Source organism: Methanobrevibacter sp., assembly GCF_017409525.1.
Taxonomy (GTDB): domain Archaea; phylum Methanobacteriota; class Methanobacteria; order Methanobacteriales; family Methanobacteriaceae; genus Methanocatella.
In genome coordinates this window covers 13,530-36,558 of record NZ_JAFQSO010000014.1, presented here as the reverse complement: position 1 = coordinate 36,558, position 23,029 = coordinate 13,530, and the positions used below count along the sequence as shown (strand labels likewise).

Genomic DNA, 23,029 nt, shown 5'->3' with positions numbered 1-23,029 from the left:
TTAATAATTATCTAAATAAATATAATATTATATATTATAAAAAAATTTACTTTGAGGTTTCACATGTTTGAAAAAGTATTGATTGCAAATAGAGGAGAAATCGCAATAAGAGTCATGCGAGCATGTCGTGAACTTGATATTGAAAGTGTGGCGATTTATTCCGATGCAGATAAAACTTCCCTATATACAAAATATGCTGATGAGAGTTATCCTTTAGGAAATCCATCTCCGGCAAAATCTTATTTGAATATAGAGAAGATAATAGGAATTGCACTCGAATCAGGAGCAGATGCTATACATCCAGGTTATGGATTTTTAGCTGAAAATTCAAAATTTGGAGAAGAATGTGAAAAAAATGGAATAAAACTTATTGGACCTTCTGGAAAAGTAATTAACCAAATGGGAGATAAAATCACTTCAAAAGCTCTCATGAAAAAAGCAGGAGTTCCAGTAATCGAAGGTACACCTGAAGGAGTGACTGATATCGAAGAAGCTAAGGAAATTGCAAACCAAATCGGATATCCTGTGATTGTAAAAGCTTCAGCAGGTGGTGGAGGAATAGGTATGCGTGCAGTTTATGAAGAGGATGAGCTCGTGCGCGCCATTGAATCTACACAATCCGTTGCATCAACCAACTTCGGGGATTCAACCGTTTTCATTGAAAAGTATCTTGAAAAACCACGTCACATTGAATTCCAGCTCTTAGCAGATGAACATGGAAATGTAGTCCATGTTGCAGATAGGGAATGTTCCATTCAAAGGAGACATCAAAAACTTCTTGAAGAGGCTCCTTCTCCAATCATGACTGAGGAACTAAGAGCGGAAATGGGTGGCAGTGCAGTTAAAGCCGCAGAATACATCGGATATACAAGTGCAGGTACTGTAGAGTTCCTATACGACGATGGTAATTACTATTTCCTTGAAATGAATACTCGTATCCAAGTTGAACACCCAATTACAGAACTCATAACCAATACTGATTTGATTAAAGAGCAGATTAAGATAGCTGCAGGTGACGAATTGAGCTATCAACAAAATGATATCCAAGTTTCAGGCCATGCAATCGAATGCCGTATTAATGCTGAAGACCCATTGAATGATTTTGCACCGAATCCTGGAAAAATTACTGGATATAGGTCACCTGGAGGTCCAGGTATACGTTTAGACAGTGGAGTCTATATGAACTATACAATTCCAACCTTCTATGACTCAATGATATCAAAACTGATTACTTACGGCAGAAATAGAAATGATGCAATAAATAGAATGAAAAGGGCATTAAGGGAATATATCATCTTAGGCGTGAAAACAACTATTCCATTCCACAAAGCAATCCTCAGAAATCCGAATTTCATTTCTGGAGATTTGAATACTCATTTTATTGACCAACACAAAAAAGGTATCGATGCTGAAATGGCAAATGTTATTGAAGAAGATGCGGAATACGTAAATAAACTAAAATCAACATTCATGCCAGGAAAGAAAATAGCCGCAATTTCCGCAGCTGTTGGATCATATCAGAATGCTATTAAAAGTCAACAGATGCAAAAATAACTTTTTGGAGATTAATCAATGCAAGATGAAATTGTTAAATTATTAAAAAAAGAAAATAAAATTTCAGATGAAACAATAAATGAAATAAAAAATTTTGATGTAAACGACTTTTCTAATGTTGTAAAGGAACTTGGAAAAGAAGATACTGAGTATATAAAACAATCTGAAATTACAGAAGGCTTGGACACATCTTATATTGGTAAGGAGTTATATATCTACAAGGAGGTTAGTTCAACTAACACCGTAGCCAAATTCTTATCAAGGCATGGCGTTGAAAATGGAACTGTCATTATCTCTGAAAAGCAAACAAAAGCAAAAGGCAGGTCTGGAAAATCATGGGAATCACCATTAGGTGGAGTATGGCTATCCATCATATTGAATCCTAATGTAGACCATTCCAGATTGCCATTAATTACACTATCTACAGGAGTGGCAGTTGCAAAAACACTGGAAAGAATCGGTGTTGATAACCCTGAAATCAAATGGCCTAACGACATAATGATAAACGGCAAAAAAGTTTGCGGAATTCTAACAGAAGCTGTCGCGAAATTCAATACCATCGAAAATGTCATCGTAGGTGTGGGAATTGATGCTAATCTGGAAGTGAATGATTTCCCTAAAGAATTACAGGATGGAACAACAACACTTAAAAAAGAACTCGGAAGGGAGGGCAATGAAAATCTCTTAATTAAAATATTCCTGGAAGAGTTCGAAAAGATTGCTAAGATTTTCTATGAAAAAGATTATGAGCTAATCCTAAAAGAATGGAGAAAACGTTCATATACCATTGGAAAAATTGTAGAAGTTAGAGAACCTTTCAACACATATTACGATGCTTATGTTGTAGGCATCGGTAAAGAAGGGGCTTTAATTGTAGAAAAAATTGATGGAAGCCTAGAAAAAGTTATTTCCGGAGAATGTATTATCAAAAACTAAATACAATCTCCCTACATTTATCTTCATTAATAACTACTTCTTGTAGCTTATTAAATGAAGATTCTATTTTTTTACATAAATCATTTAAATCCATATTAAATGCATCATTGGTGGATAGGTCAAATCTTATTGTTGCTGATGCACCAGGCATTGAAACTGCAGGAATCGTAATAATTCCATACTCTTTTAATAAAATAAATGAGAATACAAAAGCCAAATCATTTTCGGACAGGTTATGATTTAGATTTATTTCATTTGCCAAGCCTTCGGGAGTAATCATGACTCCTGTAGGGGTGGTTTTGAAATTATCAAATTTTGAATTTAACAGTTCAATTAGATCCTCTTTTCTTGAAAAGCTGTTGATTAAATTTTCCTCATTGAAACTTTTAATACCGTTTAGCATTGCAAGAACTAATGGGGGCTGGGCCTCAAGACCAAATTGATTAACTTTTATTTTTATTTTATCAATTAAATCTTCACTCCCTGCCATCAAACCGCCTCTTGGACCCGGCATTAATTTATCAGTGCTTGTAATGGCAATATCCACACCCAAATCACATGCTTTTGGTTGATTGAAAACAACTGTTCTAAGTCTTGCTCCTGATGCGTCATCAACCATGACAGGTATGCCCTTTTCATGAGCCATGTCAATAACCTGCCTAAATTCATCCTCATCAATTACTTTATGATCCATTGTAGAACCTGTCACTATAACCAATGAAGTGTTTTCAGGTATTGAAAACTCTTTAAAAACATCAGTTTCAGAATAATTAGCGCCAACTAACTTGCAACTTCTTGGAATTGATGGATGTGCAGGCAATTGTGCAAGATAATGTACAACATTTGAATCTTTACTAACGAGAGCTAAAATTGTAGCTAATATTCCGGAAGAAGTTCTGTTTAAAGGTAGAATTTTCTCCCCACCCATATGCTGCCTACCAACCTCCTGCAATTCTTCTTCAAAAATAGCTGGACCAACATATGTTTCTAAAAGGCTAATTTCAGAAGGCGATGCAATAAAACCTCCTGACAATCCAGTTAAGTCAAAAAGGGAATTTCTACCACTATCTTCAACTATCTCTTTAATAATTGAAAGAGCATTCTCTCTTTTTTTAACTTCATCTAAGGAATTATTAATAATCATATAATCATTATTCAGAAAATTCGAATTTGAAATCTTCTAAAGATATTAAAATCGCTTTTAAATCTTTTTCAGAAACAGGAATAGAAGTATATTCTTCATTTTCAGGAATCTCATAAGAATATTCAGCATCAATTACTTTTCCTTCAGGAGTTGTCCAAATGATTAAGCTGTCACTGAGCTCTTCAGGTTTTTTATTTGGGAAAAATATTTCGAATGAAGTTCCTAATTGGTCAAAAAATTTCTGTTTTTCAGTTTCGTCTTTATTGCATTTTTTAATTTTTCTGATTCTTGATTTCAATTTTTTTTCTGCTAACTCATTAATATCAGCCATAATTACACTTCCAAAAAAATATTTTTACAATTTATGTATAAATTAAAATATACTATAAATGAAATTATATATAAGCATTAGGTTTTAATTTTAAAATCAGTCATATAAACTATTTCCATGACTGTCCATTGCAACAATGAGAGGGCCGAAATCTTTTACTTTTAAATTCCACATCGCTTCAGGCATTCCCAAGTCTAACCAGGCAACACTTTCAATTTTTTCAACGGCATCGACATATAATGCGGCGCATCCTCCAGTAGCCACTACATAAATTGCCTCGTTTCGAACCAATGCTTCGCGAACACTATCGTCCATTCCACCTTTTCCAATGACGATTTTAGGACCCATATCCAAAACATCACTTTGATAAGGATTCATTCTCATGGATGTTGTAGGACCTACAGCCACCATTTCATATTCCTCATCATTTTTAGAGATAATTGGTCCGGCATGGAATAAAACAGCCCCATCAATATCTAAAGGAGCACCCTCTTCAAGCAATCGTTTATGAGCCTGATCTCTAGCAGTGATGATGTTTCCAGTTAAATAAACCACATCACCAGCATTTAGCTCACATAAATTTTCGTCTTTAATCGGAACATTCAATTTTCTTTCCATTTCCCCACCTTAATTTATCATGATTAAAAAAAATAATATCTAACAATATATAAAATTTTTTGATTAAATAAAGTTAATGGCTAAAAATATATTGGGAAAAAATTGCTCAATAATCTGAGAACATCCCAACAATCTATTATTTTTCAAAATTCGTATGCGGCCAATTTGATAGCAAAAATTAGATTTAAAAAAAAAAATAAAATATTATAGAGAATTTAAAAAGATTCCCTATATTATTTTTAGTTTTTTAGCTGTGCTTTCATCTACTTTTCCAGTTACTTTCAATCCCTTATCTTTTTGGAATTGCTTTACTGCCTTTTCTGTTAATTTTTCATAGACACCATCAATCTTTAAGTAGCTACCTTTATAGATGCGGGAATAGCCATTCTTTTTTAGAGCTACTTGTATTTTTTTAACCATAGCCTTATCCTTACTGCCTTTGGAAACTGTTTTGAATTTAACTGTAACTTTAGCACTCACCTGAGATTTTTGATATACCTTATCTCCATCGAACGAGATTCTTACATTGTAATTGCCCACTTTATTGTTTATAGCAAAAGTAGCTATTCCGTTACTATTAGTTGTACAATAGTAGTTTTTGCCTGTGATAGTGAGTTTAACCTTTTTAGAGGCTAATGGTTTTTTATTATTGTCTATCAATTTTACAGTTAATTTCTTGCCGTCATTATAGAATTTTACAAGATCTTTTGCAAATATAGATGTATTGTTTTTTAGAATGTTTACATTAATATCTTTAATTTGATTTTTGTAATCCTCATCAATGAAACTTATTTCAGCATTATAGGTTCCAGGATATGAATCAATTGCAAAATTCGCTATTCCGGATTGATTTGTCCTTGCACTATAAGTTTTTCCGGATATTGTTAAATTAACGGTTTTGTTGAAAAGGCCATTATCATCAGCATCTGTCAATTTCACTTCTAACTTTTCGTTTGATTTATAGTAACCTGTGAAATCATTAACTGTGATTTTAGAGTCATTTTTAGATTTTACTGGAATTTCCAAAATTTGATTGTTTAATTGAGCGTAAACGGCCCTTACATTTGGCTCTGGAGAATAACTAATTGTAGCAGTTCCATTATTGAGTACGACATTCTTTATTGTTTTTCCAGTGCCTGTATAAAATTTAACAGTCAAAGGCAAGTTAATATACGTATCATAATCATATATCTCTTTTGTTTCATTATCAAAGTATTGATGCAAGCTGACAGTTAATATGTTGTTTTCGTGTTGATACACTATTCCATTATCTGATGTGAAAGTCATTATTAGCCATCTTGATGCATTTATTTTCCATGGTTCAATATCACCGCTATGTGGGGAATAATAATTGCCCACCTCATTTTTGCCCCACCAGCAATATAATACGGAAGCATTGTCATCCAATGCAATATCTCCATATGCAGGGCCACTCTTAAGAAGGATGTAATTATCAACAATAGCGCAGTTTTCCATTTTAAGTTCAGTGTCTTTGAAGTTGTTGGATACTGCTGCATGATTTGTCACATAGTTTCCTTCAATAATGGTATTGTATACTTCAGTCACAACATGCTGCCCACTTGGAGGTGCGAGAATTGCAGCCGCATAATATCTTGCATATCCACCAATAAATTGACTGTTATTGATTATTAAGTGATTATGATTGCTGATTGCTCCTGCAGTATAATTAGTATATTGATTGATAAAACTACAATTATTAATTGTCGCATTTGCTAAATTAAGTATTGCTCCCGCAGAGTATATCGCATAATTCTTTAAGAACAAATTATTGTTAAAAGATGCAGTCCCTCCACATGCAATAGCTCCCCCAACTCCTTCCATATATAGAACGTGATTTTCTGTAAAGAATGAGTTTTCGATTTTTGTAATGCCTAAGGAATATATGGCCCCTCCATATTTAGATGCGGAGTTATTAATGATATTTGAGTTTATTATGGTTAATGCTCCTTTATCATTGTATATTGCACCCCCATTAAGGCCAGCATTAGAGTCCTTTATTGTACAATCTATTAAAGTAAGTTCCCCTCCATTATTATAAATGGTTCCTCCGATGCCGTTTTTTCCTCCATCATACCCATTAATTAAAGTCAGTCCAATTAATGTTAATTTTACGCCGGAACCCATTTGAAATATTCTGGATATCTTTTTTCCATCTACAACAGTCTTGTCCTTTACCCCTACAATAGTCAAATCTTTATCAACAGTGAGGTTAAATTCATCGAATGTTCCCTCTGACAAATAGATAGTTGATCCTTCATCACTGTTATTTATTCCTTTATTAATTGTTTTATATGGATTATTTTTGCTTCCATCCGCAATTGAATCATTACCATCTGTAGAAACATAAATCATACCTGAATTTTCTTCCACTTCAGTTTCTTCAATCATTCCTAAATAATCAGTCGAATCATCGTTTGAATTTTCAGCATATGCATTTTGATTACCATATTCGATATTATCAGTTATATTATCCCCAATATTTTGACCCATATCACTCTCAGAGAGTTCTACTGCACTTGAAGAACTTATAAAACAAAATATTATCGCTATTAGTAGAAATAAACTTAAAATGTTTATTATATTCTTATTTTTGCTAATATTTTAGCCCCCCATTTTATAAATTTTTAATCAAAAATAAATTATATTCATTTCGTAATATTAATTTTAAAAATTAGATATTATATATTTTTTCTTTATGGTTTTGTTTAAAACATTATTTTTCAGATGATATCGTAGGATAGAAATTAATTAATTATTAATCACATGCGCCAAGTTGATAAGTGAAATACATTATTTGATAAATTTAATATATTTGTTATGACCAATTTATATATGAGTATTTAATAAAAAATAGTAGGATAAAATCATATGTCAAGCATGAGTAGTGTTGCAGGACTATCAAAGTTTATTACAACTTTGCCAAAAACCAGATATTCTGCAATGGGAATTATAATTCTAAGCTTTTTATTGGGAAGCACCATTTTTTTAATTGATTTGACACCCAACCAATGGATTGTAGAAGAATTAATTTACGGAGGATTATATGGAATATTAGTTTTCGGAATCACCTCCATGATGAGTGGTTTTCTTAATCAACAAATTATCAGCATGCTTCATGGAATAAACCTGAAAATCAAACATTCAATGTTCTTATCATGTCTTTCCATGACCTTTTTAGGCATAGTCATAATTTTAGGATGCATTGTATCATGGTTAATTAACACAGACATATTTTTAAATTCCATGCTATTCGGTTGTGTTTTAATATATGGATTCAATACATTAGTATTCTGGGCAACATCCAAAGTTCGCTTTACAGTAGCCGCAATAACCGGCTTGATTCAACCTATACTTATACTTACAATGTATACTTTAATCACATTCTTGTTTATTGACACTAGCTTCATAGGCCCAGTTATTTTACAAATCACTATTAAAGCAATTGTTGCAGCAATAATCTTTGTTTTAGCCATTTATGCATTCATCACAATTATTGCATCACCATTTCAAAAGAATTTGGGCATTGGAGTTTTGGATTTATTAAGTTTATTCATTGCCCATATGAACGAAGGATCAAATTCCCTTGAAGGCCTATTTGAAACAATGGGCGAAGCTATTGATACCGTAGTTACTTTCGTTAGTTTTAAAAATGAAAATGGAATAAAAGCATTATTCATCTCCCCATCAGTTCATCCAGGACCATTGGGTGATTTGGGAGGGTCCAATATGCCAACACTCCTTGCAAACAAGTTCGACCATTTCACAATGGTTGCACATGGCCCTTCAACACATGATTTTAATCCAATTGCAGTTTCTGAAATCGATAAAATCGAAAACACTGTAAAAGAAGGTTTAAAAAAGGTCGAATATTCACCAAATGCAAGCAAATTTGTAAGGTACAATGCTGAAAAGGCCAATATTGGAGTTCAATTCTTCAATGAAGGAATGGTAATCTTATCAACTTTTGCTCCGGAAGCGGTTGACGATATTGAATTTGGTGTTGGGCTTACAATGATGGCCCAAAGTAGAAGCAAATGTAACGTTGAAGATTCAATCATTGTCGATTGCCATAATTCATTCGAACCCGAAAGTGGCGAAGTCCTTCCTGGAAATTCAGAAGTGTTCCATCTAATTGAAGTCATTGAAAAAATTGATGCCAACCAGGATAAGGAATCAATCAAAATAGGTTGCTACGAAAATTCCATGGAGACCATGGACAAGCAGGAGGGAATAGGTGAAAGTGGAATTAAGACAATGGTAATTGAAGTCGATGGTCAAAGGACTGCATACGTTTTATTTGATTCAAACAACATGGAAATTGGATTCAGGCAGGAAATCATAGATGCTGTGAAAGATTTAGAAATAGATGAAATTGAAGTAATGACAACAGATACTCATACAGTAAATACGCTTTCCAGAGGATATAATCCAATTGGAATTGCAAAAAGACCCGAAATAATTGAATATGTGAAAACAAGTATTGTTGAAGCGATAAAAGATTTAGAAAAAGTAGAAGTTGGAACTGGAACTGAAAAAATCAAGAATTTGAAAACTTTCGGACCAAAAAATTCAACAGAATTAATATCAACAATTAGTTCTGTTGTAGCCGTCAGCAAAATCATAGCTCCAGTCTTACTGATTACAGCATTATTAATAGTATTTATATGGATTTTCTTTGGTGGATTATAAATACATTACAAATAAAGTGTATGAAATAACCCAAGTGAAGAAAAACGGTGCGATTCCATCCCATAACCATTGGGAAAATCCGGAAATCTCATCTTCAAACTTCTTTTGACAGAATTGGCCTACGAAATATAAGATGATTAATGCAACGAAACCTGCAAAAAGATCATTTTTAAATCCGACCCAACCTACAGTCAAAGCGGTTGAAATTAAAGCTGCAATAAGTGCAAAAATAATATGAATACTTGTAACTTTAATAGTTGTGTCCATTGATATCCTCCATAATTAAATATATTAATATAATTTTAGTGATTATAATATATTAAGGTATTGATTAAACAAGGTGGTTTTATGAAATCCATGTCAAATGTGGATATATATACAATAAGTGATGAATTGAATAAATTATTAAGTGGTGCAAGAGTAGACAAATCATTCCAGCCAACCTCAGATATAGTGATAATAAGATTTCATGTTCCTGGAACCGGCAGGGTTGATTTAGTGATGCAATGTGGCTCTAGAATACACACAAGCCAATATCCTCTTGAAAATCCAACCACACCACCGACCTTTCCTATGCTTTTGAGAAAAAGAATTAAAGGCGCACATGTTGAAAGCATTAAACAACACAACTTTGACCGTGTGGTCGAAATAAAAGTGAAAAAAGATAAATATTATACAATCATCGTGGAATTATTCGATAAAGGAAACATCATTCTTTTAGATGATGAAAACAATATCATTTTACCTCTTAAAAGAAAACTGATGAGCGATAGAGACATAAGCTCAAAAAGAGAATATAAATTCCCTGAAGAAAGGGGAATTAATCCAATCACAGCAACAGAAGAGGAATTTAAAGAAATATTTAAAAAGAACAGTGATGTTGTAAGAACACTTGCAAGAAATGGTCTTGGCAGCCTCTATGCAGAGGAAGTCATACAAAGGACAAATGAAACCATTGAACTTGACAAAAACACATCCAATAGTGAACTTAGCGAAGAACAGTTAAACGTATTGTTTGAGAGCTTTAAAAATTTATTTGATAATTTGAAAAATGAATCAACCAAACCGCAAATTGTGAAAAGCGAAACCAGCGAGGACGTCGTCCCGCTTGATTTAGTCAAATATGATGATTTCAAAAAAACATACTACAGCAATTTCAACGAAGCATGCGATGAATTCTACTCCAAAAAAATAAATTCCGCAATAAAAGATGTGAAAGAGGCTGCCTGGAATAAGAAAGTAAACAAATATGAAAAAAGATTACGTTTACAGCAAGAAACACTTGATAATTTTAATACAACTATCGAAGAAAGCCAACATAAGGGAGAGGTAATCTACTCTAATTACACAAGCATTGAAAATATTGTAAATGTTGTAAACTCAGCAAGGGATAAAGACTACTCCTTTAAAGAAATTGGAAAAACACTGAAAAAAGCAAAAAAAGATGGGATGGATGAAGCTCAAATATATGAATCTATCGACAAGCTAGGCGTTTTAACCTTGGATATTGACAACACTAAAATAAATATCGATCCAAAGCTAACAATTCCTGAAAATGCAGAGATTTATTATGAAAAAGCTAAAAAGGCAAAACGTAAAACTAAAGGTGCCCTCATAGCTATAGAAAATACTAAAAAACAACTTGAAAAAGTTAAAGCTAAAAAAGACGTAGCCATGGAACACATATCCACACCTAAAAAAAGAGTCAAGAAAAACCTCAAATGGTATGAGAAACTGAGATGGTTCTTAAGCTCTGAGGGGATTCTGGTTGTCGGCGGCCGTGATGCGAATACAAATGAGAATATCGTGAAGAAATATTTAGAGCCAAATGACATTTATTTGCATGCAGATATACATGGTGCATCATCACTAGCAATAAAATTAAATGGTGCTGAATTAAATGACAATATCCTTAAAGAATCTGGGGAGTTTGCAGCATCATTTTCATCTGCTTGGTCGAAAGGTTTCACATCCCAAGACGTGTTTTGGGTCCATCCAGACCAAGTTTCAAAAACACCTGAAGCGGGGGAATTTTTAGCTAAAGGGTCATTTGTAATAAGAGGCCACCGCAATTATATACGAGGTGCAAGAGTAAAGATAGCTATTGGAATCGTCGATTATGAAGGAAAAAGAATAATGGTCGGTCCAATCGATGCCCTGGAAGCGCATTGTGAAAATTTTGTTGTTTTAAAACCGGGATTTACTAAAAAAGAAGCAATTGCCAAAAAAATAATTCATAAGATAAATGAAGATGATTTGCTTACCCTTGATGATATCATAAGGGTGCTGCCTTCAGGAAAATGTGACATTGACGAGGAATATCATCAAAGAAAAAAATATGAAAAAAAATATGAAAGTTAATCCCGATTATTCTTCAGGATTATACTCAAAATATTCATCAGGATTCATAACCACTACATCAATGTTTGGGTTAAACTGATTTACAAAATTAGCAAAGATTGCCGGATCCTGCTCTATAGGCGGGAAAGTATTATAATGCATAGGTATTACCACTTTTGGATTTAACCACATTGAAGCAAGGGCTGCCTCGAATGGACCCATCGTAAATTTATCACCTATTGGAATTAATACAATATCCGGCTTGTATATTTCACCTATAATCTCTTTCATATCACCGAATAAACCAGTGTCGCCAGCATGGAAAACCTTAGTTCCATCTTCGAATGTTATTAAAAAACTGGCTGCACTACCGCCGGGAACGGTTTCCTCAACAATGTCAATGTCTGAGGAATGTTTAGCATCGAGCATGGTAAATTTGATATTTCTAAATATAAATGATCCACCTATATTAACACTAATATTTCTTATTCCCTGTTTAGCTAAAAAGAGTGAAATTTCATGTATGCAAGCTATTGGGGCATTGGTGCTGTTGGAGATTTCCAATGCATCTCCAAAATGATCAGAGTGACCATGAGTGAGCAAAATTATATCAGGGTTTAATTCCTCAACCGGAACTTGGCATGAAGGGTTATTGCTAATAAAGGGATCAATTAAAATTTTTACATCATCATCGCTAATGATTTCAAATGCAGAATGACCTAACCATCTAATTTCCATTATGCAGTCCCTCCCATCGCAGAAATAATGGCATTTTCATCCAAATTTGATGCAATATCCCAAGTTTTTTCAAAGTCAGCCCTAATATTTGAAATGGAGTTCCTATCTTCATAAATTGCTCCATATTCAAAATCATTTTGACCTTCAGAAATAATCATCGCATGGGAATCATCAGTAATCAAGTTAACTGTATGAACTTTAGGAACTGTCCTAATGTGAACCCCTTGTTTAATTAAAGATGAAATTAAAAACATGTAAGACATGTCGGATACATCAAACTCATCAATGATTACTCTGGAATAAATGGTTGGAACATGTGACAAAAACCTGTCTGACAAATCATTCAATGAAGGGATTTCCAACATTATCTCCTTATTGACATTAATTGCCAGTTGATCAAAAGCTTCCTGAGAAGTTACAAGGCCATTATCAGAAATTACATAACTTTTAAGTAATTTTGGAACAGGCAAACTTTCAGGATTGTTAATGTCAATTTTAATATCTCTAGCTTCTGCAACTTCCGGAGCGACTTGAGTTTGAGTGTCAACAGGAGGAATGATTTCCTCTATTGGTTGTTCCTCTGATAACATGCGAATAATTTCATCAGATTTATCATTTTCCATTACAAATTCAGGGATTTCTTCTTCAAAATAATCAGCTTCACGTCTTTTAGGAGCTCTAGTGACTTTTAATGGTTTTTCATAATGAGGAGTGAAATTTAGTTGTTTATTAAAATCAAAATCAGTCTCTTCTTGAGGAACTACATTTAAAACCGCTTTTGGATTTTCTTCATATCCTCCATCTAAAAATGGACTTGAATCATACTCTTCATAATCATCCAATACCAAATCTTGATAATCCTCATCACCATAGTCATTAAAATCAGGCCTAACCCTTAAAGGACCGTTATTATTACTTGATTTCTTATCAAATGAACGATTATTAACTTCATTTGAACTTAAAAATTCTTTAATCTTATTTGTAGTCCTATCAGAATTATATTCAACGAAATAACCAATAATCAATATTATTCCAACAATAGAAATGATAATTCCTACTATCAATAAAATATCCAATAAATTATATACACTTGTCTCATATGTTATGAGAATACCAATTACAAATAAAATAAAACCGGAAACTAATTTTATTGTATTCCCCATGATTTCACCCTTACTATTTATTAATCACTCTATATTTTAACTAATATAGAATATCTACAACACCATTAATAAATTTAATGGAAAAAAGCACTAAAAAAACGAGAAAAAAAATAATGAGTAATACTTTTTTATAAAATAGTAATATTAATATAGAAAAAAATTCAATATTAAACTGGTGAAAACTATGAAAAAAATGAAAGCATTAATCAATGAAAATTCGGGGCAAGGGGCAGCAGAATACATTCTCCTTTTTGGAGGAGTAATCGTTATTGCATTACTTGCACTAACAATATATAGAACATATATGGAAACAAGTGACACAAGTTTAAAAGCAAAAGACGACATTATAGATGTTAGGAACACAATTCTTGACAACAGGACCCATGTATAACTTAAAACTAGACAATAAAGGACAGGGAAGTGCTGAATTAATCTTAATAGTCGGAGGGCTATTAGTAATAGTGCTTTTTGTCGGAAGCTACATGTCCAACATTACACAAAACACACAGGAAAATATAAATAGCTTGCTAAAAAAAGAACGAGATAACTTAATAAATAAAATTTGAAAATAGAGATTAATTCTCTATTTTCCACCTAAAAGTGAGTTTAAAATTTCATCCCATGATTCAGAGTTAATATTATCTAATTTCATAGCAGTTCTGTTTAATACTCTAATATTTTGTGGACAAGCTGTTATGCAAGCACCACATAAGTTACAGAAATCTAAATTAGTAACTGCTTTTCCATCAACAATCTCAACTGCATTACATGGACATACATCTTGACATGCGTGGCATGCATCGCCTTTACAGACCTTTTCATCTGCCTCGTTTTCAACAACTTCCAAAGTACCGTCAAACGGTTTTGTAATAGTAATTGCATCAACAGGGCAAATTTCAGAACACCAGCTACAATTTACACAAGATCCTTTTGAAATAAATGTATCACCGACAATTTCTGGAACTTTAATTTCATCTTGCAACATACAAGTTGAACAAATTTCCTTAATTGCATCTTGAGGGCAAACTCTTTTACATACGCCACAAAATACACATTTGTCAAGGTCGACTTCAATAGAATTATTGATTACATCAACGCTAGAAGTAGGAACATTAGTTACTGTAATAGCTTCAGCAGGACATAAGTCTGCACAGAATGAACAGTAGATACATTCATCCTTATCAATTGAAATTTCCCCTCTCACCAGATCTTTTCTTTCAGGAAGAGTCCTTTCAAATATAATTGCATCACGAGGGCAAACTTTATAACATCTGCCACAGTATATACATTCTTCTTCATCGACAACACATTCTGTTTCCCAACTAGGATAGTTGCCCATTTCTTTGATGTCTTCACCATCAATAGACAATGATAATGCATCAAATGGACAAGCTACAGAACATAATCCGCATAGAACGCATGAATCTGCATTACATGAAATCAAATCCAGTTCAATCAAACCACGTGCTATTGGTACGATTGGACCTAGCCTTAAAGAAGAAGTAGGACAAACATCAGTACAAATACCACATCCTACACATTTATCATCTTTATAGACCAACTTACGGGCTTCATTTCCGCTCCTTTCAACATTAAACATGTAAATCCCTCATGCTTTGGAAATAGCTTGATTAGGACAATTTTGGATACAAAGATCGCAGTCATCACATTTTTCAGGGACAATTTTTACATCACCGTCTTCCTCGACGAGTGCTCCTTGTTCGCAAATTTTTACACATAAACCTTGTACAGGACAATTTTCGATGTGTCCACACTTTTCTGAGTCAATATTTACTGCCATATAACCACCTCAAAAAACATATAATCTAATTAAAAAAATAACAAATATGTTATGTTAATGTATTTATCGAAATGTACATATAAACATATCGATTATTTTTTAACTAATATACAATTTCCCCATTTTTATTAATTTCGCCACGCCTAATTCTAGTGGATGAAATAGGAATGCCATCATATGCTAAAACAAAACTAACTACAACAATATCAAGAGGATTCATGCCTTTGGAAATTCTAATCTCATTAATTTCGATTGCTGTAGGTTCTGTTTCTTCACTAACAACAATCGCATCAAAACTACCATCATAAATTGTAGTTCCATAAGGGTCATCCAACGGGACGATAATAAAATTAGACCTATCCTTAAAAAATGATTTAAGATTGCCCATCCTAATTTCACAAGAATCAATATCACCTTTTAAACCACCAAATTCATCTGAAGTAACTCCAATTTCCAGATTTTCAGCAATTTCAAAAGCCGTGGATAATAACTTTTTATGACCGTCATGAAATTTATCAAAAGTTCCGCCAACAGCCACTTTATTATATTTCCTAGAATCCATAATATTGTCCTAAATTAATTTCTAATTAAATTTATATTAGAACTATTATAAATTATTAGCTATTTAAAAAAAAGAAAAAAGAAAAAATAAAAAATGAAATTAGAATGAAATACTTGGGAAATAACCTTTTAAGGTATATGAATTAGCATTCCAATTCGCAACATTTCCAAATGAGTTTCTAGCACTAGTTGCATCTGTAACTATCCAAGTGTCTCCAATCAATACTTGTGTCCATACATGACCATAGGTACCGCTTGAGAATGAACAAACACCATGCACATATCTGGCAGGTATTCCAGCAGTTCTATACATAGCTACAAGCAAGTGTGAATGATCTACACAATTACCTTTTTTAGCGTTTAGAGTACCGACAGCACCATATTTCGTATCATAATAAAAACTATATGATATTGTATCACGTACATAGTTAAATATTGCTGTTGCTTTAGCTTTATCGGAAGTCAGGCCTTCTGTCAACTTATCAACCAATTGTTTGATTTTTGTGTTATTCACTTGGCAATTTGTAGAAGCGGCCAAGTAAGCAGTTAAGTTGGTTATAGTGTTTTTAGTGTTTAAACTTGAAGTTGAACTTGAACTACTTAAAGTTCTGATTACCACATATGCAGGCATTGCATTTTTATCTCCATAAAATGCAACGACACGCGCAAATGCATAAACAAGACCCTTATAACCGATAGTGCCGACAGTGGAATTTACAGAATCAGGCGCTTGTCCTTTTGAATCTGTAGTTTTTATCAAATTTTTTGCAACTGAAACATAACTATATAAATTACCTTGATTAGATGCAGATCCCGGATTTGATGGGTTTTTAACATCTTTTATTGAAATATCTGCTTTATTACTTGAATTTAAATTTACAATAGCTTTAGAAGCTAAATATAAATACTCAGCAGTGGTGAAAGTCAAGCTTCCAATTTTAACTGTTGATGGTAACTTCTCATTTTTCTCTATGTAACTTTTTACATTTTTAGATGCCGCAATGATCTGGCTTAAAGTAACTTTATTGATTACCTTAATTTTTGATGCGCCGTAAGTTGAATCATGCTTGAATTTTATAGTATGATTACCATTGGACAGTTTGCCCAAATAGACTTTTGCAACACCATTTGAATCAGTCTTTTTAGTGTAAGTCTTTCCGCCAATTGTGAATTTGACGACAGCATTCTTTACGGAATTGTTCTTGCCGTCTACAAGTTTAACTGAATAACTTACTGAAGAACCTGATGCAACATACATAGGAGAAGCAACAAATTTTGTTCCGTTTACCAGAATATGTTTAGATACTGTGTTAGAAACATAATATGAATCAGACACGCAAGTTGATATGGAATAATAACCTACAGGCAAAGTAATTTTTAACTTGGCAACCCCTTTCGCGTCAGTTCTCTGACTATAAGTTTTACCATTGAGCGTAAACTTAACTACAGCATTTTTAAGAAGTTTACCTGAGCTATCTTTTACGTATGCCTTGTATAATGAACCGTCCTTATAGTTCATTACTAAATTCCATGCATTGAGTTTGACACTTGCTCTGAATATGGTAATATTTTTATAACCATAATTGTAATCGGCTGAACCTCTGGTGGAGTACATATATTTAATTTGATATGTTCCTGGCTTTAAATCACCAATATCTAATTGAGCAATGCCTTTTGAATTGGTTTTATTGGTATAATACTTATTATTCAAATAAAACTTAATTTGTTTGTTTGCTAAAGCTTTGCCAGAAGTATCTGTAAATTTTACAGTGAATTTAGATCCGTCATTATACTTCATTTTTAAATCTGAAGCAGTGAATTTGCTGGTTGCATTCTTAATACATATTTTTCCAGAGAAAGATGATGAGTAATAATATTCGCTTCCTTTGAATTCGCAGGTAATATTGTAAGCACCTTCCTTAAGAAGGGGAATAACTGTTGAAGCTTTCCCTTTCGAATCGGTTTTTGCAGATACTGTGGTATTTGCATAAGTGAAGAATACTTTACTGTCAGCTACTGGAACTCCATGTGCGGAAGTCAACACAACACTATAAGTGTAATAATTATTTGGAAGAATATATACTCTTGAAGTGCCGTTTAACACTGAACTATCCTTTTTGACAAGGATGCTGTTTGTTATTTTTTCATTTGTTGCAGGATTAGTCGCACTAACAACATATTTTCCAGGACTTAAATCCACTTTAGCCACTGCAACACCATTCTTGTCAGTGGTGAATACATACTTTTTACCATCAATATTAAATGTTACATTAGTATTAGCCAAATATGCTGTTCCTTTCCAGAAAGTCGCAGAATAATACTCGTCAACACCATAATATTTTGTTAAATTTTTTCCACTTACTGAAGATAACACTTTAACTTTCTTTGAAAGTGATGAAGCGGAATAGTTTGAGTTACCGGCATAGTTAACTGATACTGTATAGGTGCCCACAGACAAAGCAGTGGTTTTAACATAAGCTGCACCATTGCTATTGGTATATCCGTAATATGTTTTACCATCCACATTCAAAGATAATTTGCATTTTGTTAAAGCCTTACCGTTTGCATCTTGCAAAGTTACTTTGAATTGGGCTGCTTTACTATCATAATGTGTATTAGACACATCCAAAGTAGTTGTCACTTTATCTGATGATTTGAGTGAAGAACTAGTGGAATAACTACCTAAAACAGCATTATCACTTGAAACAGTTACACAATCGCCAATATCACTATTTGCAAGACCTAATTTTTGATCCCCATTATCCTCATAATAAGACGCTGCACTACCTAAAGCAGAGCCTCCAGGATAATCATTTAAATTATCATCATGAGAATTAACTATATTAGTTTCTGAGATAGAATTGTCGCTAGAAACTTCTAATTTTTCTTGAGATAATGCGTTCACATTATCACTAGTTAAATTTGAATCTTCTGTATTTGAAGCACTAATATCAACTGCACAGGCAGTTCCCAGTAAAACAAAGAACATGAGTGCAAAAGATATGATTAATGCCTTATTTTTTATCGAAATTTTTCCACCTCTTGGTTCTCATTACGAAAATTTTATAGTAAAATATGATTATACTAAAATATAGTATTTCATAATGAGTGGATAAAGATTTATTTTAATATTATATAAATGTTTTTACAAGTTTAAAAATTAAAAAACACATTAAAATCCAATAAATTAGCAAAAAAAGCTTAAAATTATATATAAAATTAAAATAAAAGAATAGTTATATTGAAATAAACTAAGATAAGATTAAATAACTTAAATTTAAGTTAAAAATTTTAATGAATGATGAAAAATAAAATTTTAATGTAATGAGCTTTTACAAGAAAAACAATCAAATTTTCATATTTTATAACAAAATTAAACCAATTATTGTATTGAATAGGAAAAATAAATTAATTGAAAAGAATAATAGAGAGAATAAACTATTTAAATTAAAAAAATAAAAAATAGTGAAAATCACGAAATTAGTTGATTATATGTTATATGAAAAAAATTTATTTATGAAAAACCACAAACAGGTCGATATTCGCTTTGGATTGGCATATCCAAATATCTATCGAACAGCAATGTCATCATTAGGGTTCAATATACTATATAATCAAATCAATGAACGGGAAAATATCTGGTGTGAAAGAATCATTTACCCGAATACGAAATCCATTGAATCAAACACCCCCAGCAGATACTTTGATATAATCAGTTTCACATTACAATTTGAAGAAGACTACTTCAACGTATTGGAAATGCTTAAAAATGCTGAAATTCCACTGAAAAGAGAAAATCGGACTAAAGAAGATCCTTTAATAATTGCAGGAGGCCCCTGTGCAACGGCAAATCCCCTGCCCCTATCAGACTATATCGACATTTTTGTCATAGGGGAGGGAGAAAAAACCATTGAAAAACTGTTAAACAGATATATTGAGACAGATGGTCGTGATTTAAAAAATTACTTGGATATTGAAGGGCTTTACATTTCTGAATTTAACAATAAAGCAAAAATAGCTCTCGTGGATGATATGAATGAAGCATACCATATTACGGAACCGATACTAAGCAAAAGTGATGATGAGGACTACCAGACTATTTTTAACAATTCCATAATGTTGAATGTTTCAAGGGGGTGTACACGAGGCTGCAGATTCTGCATGGCAAGCTATCTCTATCGTCCGATGAGAGAAACTGATTATGATAAGTTGATTGAAGTTGCAATTGAAAACAGAAAAAATACCGGATTAAACAAGGTCACATTAATAGGTGCCGCCGTTTCCGATTACGGCGAACTAACAAATCTAACGGAAGGCCTTGAAAGGGAAGGCTTTCAGATTTCAACACCTTCACTTAGAATCGAATCGATAACAAAAGAAACATTAGAAACCTTAAAACGAAGCGGCTTGAAAACCATCACACTTGCACCAGAATCAATTGAAAAACTTAGAAAAGCAATAAACAAAGATATTTCAGATGAAAAAATTTTCACCGTGATAAAAGATGCAGTTGACCTGAACTTTAAAATCAAATTATATTTTTTAGTTGGAATTCCCGGTGAAAGTGATGAAGATATCGAAAAGTTAGTGGAGTATATGAAAAGAATAGCTAATATGCACACCAGCATAAGAAATGTGAAATTCAGTGTAAATCCACTTATTCCAAAACCCCACACTCCACTACAATGGGAAACTTATAATTTTAAAGATGTTAAGAATAAGATTCGTTACATAAAACGAGAAATGAAGAAATATAACATAAAGTTCGAAAGTCCTAAAAAAGGACTTGTCCAATATATACTCTCTTGTGGAAATAGTGATGTTGGTGCAATAATTGAAAAATCCTTGACAAAAAAACCTACATTAAAGGAATGGAAAGAACTAATCCCGAATTACAATGTTGGTGATGAATTGCCTTGGAGCAATATTGATGTTGGCGTGAATGAAAGATTTCTAAAAATAGAAAATAGACGATTGAAAAATTTAAAGCAAACCCCTTGGTGTGAAACATCACCATGCTATAATTGCGGATCCTGTGAAAAAGGCAATTACTAGAAAAAATAATTTTTACTATAATAATATATAATATATAATAAGTGAGGTAAATTATGATAAATCCTGCAAGTAGAACCAAAACAATCGAATTATCACAAATAAGAAAAATGTTTGAAGTGACAAATCCTGATGCAATAAACTTAGGCATTGGCGAACCTGACTTTGATGTGCCGAAAAACATTAAAAATGCAATGAAGAAATCCCTTGATGAAAATGACACTCATTACACTTCAAATAAAGGAATCATTGAACTAAGAGAGGAAATAGTTAAAAAATTTAAAAATGAAAATGGAATCAATACAAATCCCGAAAACATCATAGTCACTGCAGGAGCAAGTGAAGCGCTATTTATGTGTGCCCAGGCATTCATTGAAAAAGGCGATGAGGTAATCCTTCCAAATCCGAGTTTTCTATCTTATGAAGCATGCATAAATATAGCTGATGGAACTATAGTGCCTGTTGATTGCACAATGGAAAACGAATTTAAACTAAAATCAGATGATGTTTTAGATAAGATAAGCAAAAATACTAAAGCAATAATGCTGAATTCACCATCAAATCCAACCGGAGCAGTAATGGATAAAGAGGATATCAAAGCGATTGCCGATTTATCAATGGACCATGATTTTTTAATTGTTTCTGATGAAATTTATGAAAAGATTATCTATGACAAAAAACATTATTCTCCAGCAAAATATAGTGAAAACGTGATCACTTTAAACGGATTTTCAAAAACTTACGCAATGACCGGACTTAGAATAGGCTATCTGACTGCCAATGAAAATCTTACAGAAGAATTGCTTAAAATACATCAGTACAACATAGCCTGCGCAAGTACAACCTCTCAGAGAGGGGCATATGAAGCATTAACCGGACCGCAGAATGAAGTAGAAAAAATGGTTAATGAATTTAAAAACAGAAGAGACTTGATTGTCACAAGATTAAACGAAATGGGATACGAAACCGTTAATGCAGAAGGGGCATTTTACGTATTTCCAAAAATTGAAGATGAAGACTTCGTGATTAAAGCCGCAAATGCTGGAGTAATCACCGTTCCTGGAGCAGCATTTGGTTCAAACGGGAAAGGGCATGTTCGCATGTCTTATGCGAATTCATATGAAAATATTAAAAAAGCTATGGACATATTAGAAGAGCGTGTTGTTAATGGATGAATTTCGCCAAAAAGGTGGCAAAAAAGCAGCGACAATAGCCATAACTGCAAATTGTTTTTTAACAGCCTTAAACATCATTGTTGGAACACTTTGCGGAAGTTATGCATTAGTTTCCGAAGGGGCACACACCCTATCAGATGTTGTAACCTCCATTATTGCTTATGTCGGCTTTTATATCGGTCAAAAGCCTGCCGATGAAGAACATCCAATCGGACATGGTCGTGCTGAAGCAATAAGCGGATTAATAATCGTGATATTTCTAGCCATTGTCGGATGGGAAATCTTTCAAGGTTCAATTGAAAGGATTCTGAACCCATCATTAATTACAGTCCCTGAAACTCCAGTGGCCCTCATGGCTGTTCTTGGAATAATCATTAATTTATCTGTAAGCAGATACATAATCCGAATAGGCAAAGAAATTAAAAGTCCCGCAATTGTTGCTGACGGAAAACATCAAAGAACAGATATATTCTCATCAATAGCAATATTGATTGGAGTTGTTGTTTCAAATTTGGGTTTCCCCATATTGGATCCCATCATTGCATTAGTAATCGGTTTGTTGATTTTTAAAACAGGATGGGACATCGGAAAAGAAAATATTAACAACATCATGGGAAAAGTTCCTTCAAAAGAGTTCATTGATAGGATAAAAAGAGTTGCAGACAATACTCCAAATGCTCAAAATGCGCATAATATTAAAGTAGATTACTTCGGCTCTTATGCAACCGTAACATTACATGTCCAACTTGATGGAAATCTAACATTGGACGAATCCCATAAAATTGTCCATACCGTTCAAGACAATATAACTAATGAAATTCCTGAAATAAAATATGTGATGGTGCACGCATGCCCACTTGGTTTATCATATGACCATGACCAAAAAATAGATAATTGAAATTAAAA

The 23,029-nt window shown here is 33.0% G+C and carries 20 protein-coding genes; 9 read left to right on the top strand and 11 right to left on the bottom strand.

The features are described from left to right. Positions 1-63: 63 nt before the first annotated feature. Together IJE64_RS08340 and IJE64_RS08335 are read left to right on the top strand one after the other, a co-directional pair. Positions 64-1,554 (top strand): acetyl-CoA carboxylase biotin carboxylase subunit, encoded by a 1,491-nt coding sequence (locus IJE64_RS08340; protein WP_292784672.1) that lies wholly within the window; start codon positions 64-66, stop codon positions 1,552-1,554. A gap of 18 nt (positions 1,555-1,572) precedes the next feature. After that, positions 1,573-2,490: a biotin--[acetyl-CoA-carboxylase] ligase gene (locus IJE64_RS08335; protein ID WP_292784670.1), complete on the top strand. Its 918-nt coding sequence runs from the start codon at positions 1,573-1,575 to the stop codon at positions 2,488-2,490. Here IJE64_RS08335 and IJE64_RS08330 read toward each other — a convergent pair. The 4 genes from IJE64_RS08330 to IJE64_RS08315 all read right to left on the bottom strand — a co-directional run bounded on the left by IJE64_RS08330 (position 2,480) and on the right by IJE64_RS08315 (position 7,094). Further along, complete coding sequence (locus tag IJE64_RS08330) at positions 2,480-3,634, bottom strand: TIGR03576 family pyridoxal phosphate-dependent enzyme (protein ID WP_292784667.1); 1,155 nt, start codon at positions 3,632-3,634, stop codon at positions 2,480-2,482. The two genes, IJE64_RS08335 and IJE64_RS08330, sit on opposite strands and share 11 nt — an antisense overlap. A gap of 7 nt (positions 3,635-3,641) precedes the next feature. Then, complete coding sequence (locus IJE64_RS08325; RefSeq protein WP_292784665.1) at positions 3,642-3,965, bottom strand: hypothetical protein; 324 nt, start codon at positions 3,963-3,965, stop codon at positions 3,642-3,644. 96 nt (positions 3,966-4,061) lie between these two features. Further along, positions 4,062-4,583, bottom strand: coding sequence for a FumA C-terminus/TtdB family hydratase beta subunit (locus tag IJE64_RS08320; protein WP_292784663.1), 522 nt, complete (start codon positions 4,581-4,583; stop codon positions 4,062-4,064). Between the two features lie 228 nt (positions 4,584-4,811). Beyond that, complete coding sequence (locus IJE64_RS08315; RefSeq protein ID WP_292784660.1) at positions 4,812-7,094, bottom strand: peptidoglycan-binding protein; 2,283 nt, start codon at positions 7,092-7,094, stop codon at positions 4,812-4,814. Positions 7,095-7,472: 378 nt separating this feature from the next. Between IJE64_RS08315 and IJE64_RS08310 the strand changes: the two genes are divergently transcribed. Beyond that, positions 7,473-9,293 (top strand): DUF2070 family protein, encoded by a 1,821-nt coding sequence (locus IJE64_RS08310; RefSeq protein ID WP_292784658.1) that lies wholly within the window; start codon positions 7,473-7,475, stop codon positions 9,291-9,293. Here IJE64_RS08310 and IJE64_RS08305 read toward each other — a convergent pair. Further along, positions 9,288-9,560, bottom strand: coding sequence for a hypothetical protein (locus IJE64_RS08305; protein ID WP_292784655.1), 273 nt, complete (start codon positions 9,558-9,560; stop codon positions 9,288-9,290). The genes IJE64_RS08310 and IJE64_RS08305 overlap by 6 nt on opposite strands. 81 nt (positions 9,561-9,641) lie before the next feature. Here IJE64_RS08305 and rqcH point away from each other — a divergent pair, with 81 nt between their 5' ends. Next, a complete protein-coding gene (rqcH, locus tag IJE64_RS08300) occupies positions 9,642-11,654 on the top strand; it encodes a ribosome rescue protein RqcH (RefSeq protein ID WP_292784653.1) in 2,013 nt (670 codons plus the stop codon). Positions 11,655-11,660: 6 nt separating this feature from the next. On the opposite strand, the gene IJE64_RS08295 is transcribed toward rqcH, so the two are convergent. Both IJE64_RS08295 and IJE64_RS08290 read right to left on the bottom strand, forming a co-directional pair. Then, a complete protein-coding gene (locus IJE64_RS08295) occupies positions 11,661-12,371 on the bottom strand; it encodes a metal-dependent hydrolase (protein WP_292784651.1) in 711 nt (236 codons plus the stop codon). Continuing rightward, positions 12,371-13,534 carry a hypothetical protein gene (locus tag IJE64_RS08290; RefSeq protein ID WP_292784648.1) on the bottom strand — a complete coding sequence of 388 codons (1,164 nt, stop codon included), beginning with the start codon at positions 13,532-13,534 and terminating at the stop codon, positions 12,371-12,373. The genes IJE64_RS08295 and IJE64_RS08290 overlap by 1 nt, the downstream gene beginning before the upstream one ends. A gap of 184 nt (positions 13,535-13,718) precedes the next feature. Between IJE64_RS08290 and IJE64_RS08285 the strand changes: the two genes are divergently transcribed. Further along, entirely contained in the window at positions 13,719-13,925 is a 207-nt protein-coding gene (locus tag IJE64_RS08285; RefSeq protein ID WP_292784645.1) for a class III signal peptide-containing protein, read from the top strand. Next, the gene (locus IJE64_RS08280) at positions 13,885-14,100 is read left to right on the top strand and encodes a class III signal peptide-containing protein (protein WP_342765002.1); all 216 of its coding nucleotides are present in this window, start codon (positions 13,885-13,887) and stop codon (positions 14,098-14,100) included. Before IJE64_RS08285 ends, IJE64_RS08280 begins: the two co-directional genes overlap by 41 nt. A gap of 17 nt (positions 14,101-14,117) precedes the next feature. Here the strand turns inward: IJE64_RS08280 and fwdF are convergent, their stop codons facing one another. The 4 genes from fwdF to IJE64_RS08260 form a co-directional block, all read right to left on the bottom strand. After that, positions 14,118-15,134 (bottom strand): tungsten-dependent formylmethanofuran dehydrogenase subunit FwdF, encoded by a 1,017-nt coding sequence (fwdF, locus tag IJE64_RS08275; RefSeq protein ID WP_292784643.1) that lies wholly within the window; start codon positions 15,132-15,134, stop codon positions 14,118-14,120. A gap of 9 nt (positions 15,135-15,143) precedes the next feature. Further along, complete coding sequence (locus tag IJE64_RS08270; RefSeq protein ID WP_292784640.1) at positions 15,144-15,335, bottom strand: 4Fe-4S binding protein; 192 nt, start codon at positions 15,333-15,335, stop codon at positions 15,144-15,146. A gap of 103 nt (positions 15,336-15,438) precedes the next feature. After that, positions 15,439-15,897, bottom strand: coding sequence for a phosphopantetheine adenylyltransferase (locus IJE64_RS08265; protein WP_292784638.1), 459 nt, complete (start codon positions 15,895-15,897; stop codon positions 15,439-15,441). Positions 15,898-15,996: 99 nt separating this feature from the next. Continuing rightward, complete coding sequence (locus IJE64_RS08260) at positions 15,997-18,885, bottom strand: transglutaminase domain-containing protein (protein ID WP_292784635.1); 2,889 nt, start codon at positions 18,883-18,885, stop codon at positions 15,997-15,999. 503 nt (positions 18,886-19,388) lie between these two features. Between IJE64_RS08260 and IJE64_RS08255 the strand changes: the two genes are divergently transcribed. Genes IJE64_RS08255 through IJE64_RS08245 form a run of 3 tightly spaced genes read left to right on the top strand, consistent with a single transcriptional unit; the run spans position 19,389 to position 23,021 of the window. Next, positions 19,389-20,951 (top strand): radical SAM protein, encoded by a 1,563-nt coding sequence (locus IJE64_RS08255; protein ID WP_342765001.1) that lies wholly within the window; start codon positions 19,389-19,391, stop codon positions 20,949-20,951. A 53-nt stretch (positions 20,952-21,004) separates the two neighbouring features. After that, entirely contained in the window at positions 21,005-22,123 is a 1,119-nt protein-coding gene (locus IJE64_RS08250; RefSeq protein WP_292784629.1) for a pyridoxal phosphate-dependent aminotransferase, read from the top strand. Next, positions 22,116-23,021: a cation diffusion facilitator family transporter gene (locus IJE64_RS08245; protein ID WP_292784627.1), complete on the top strand. Its 906-nt coding sequence runs from the start codon at positions 22,116-22,118 to the stop codon at positions 23,019-23,021. The genes IJE64_RS08250 and IJE64_RS08245 overlap by 8 nt, the downstream gene beginning before the upstream one ends. The last annotated feature ends 8 nt before the right edge of the window (positions 23,022-23,029 follow it).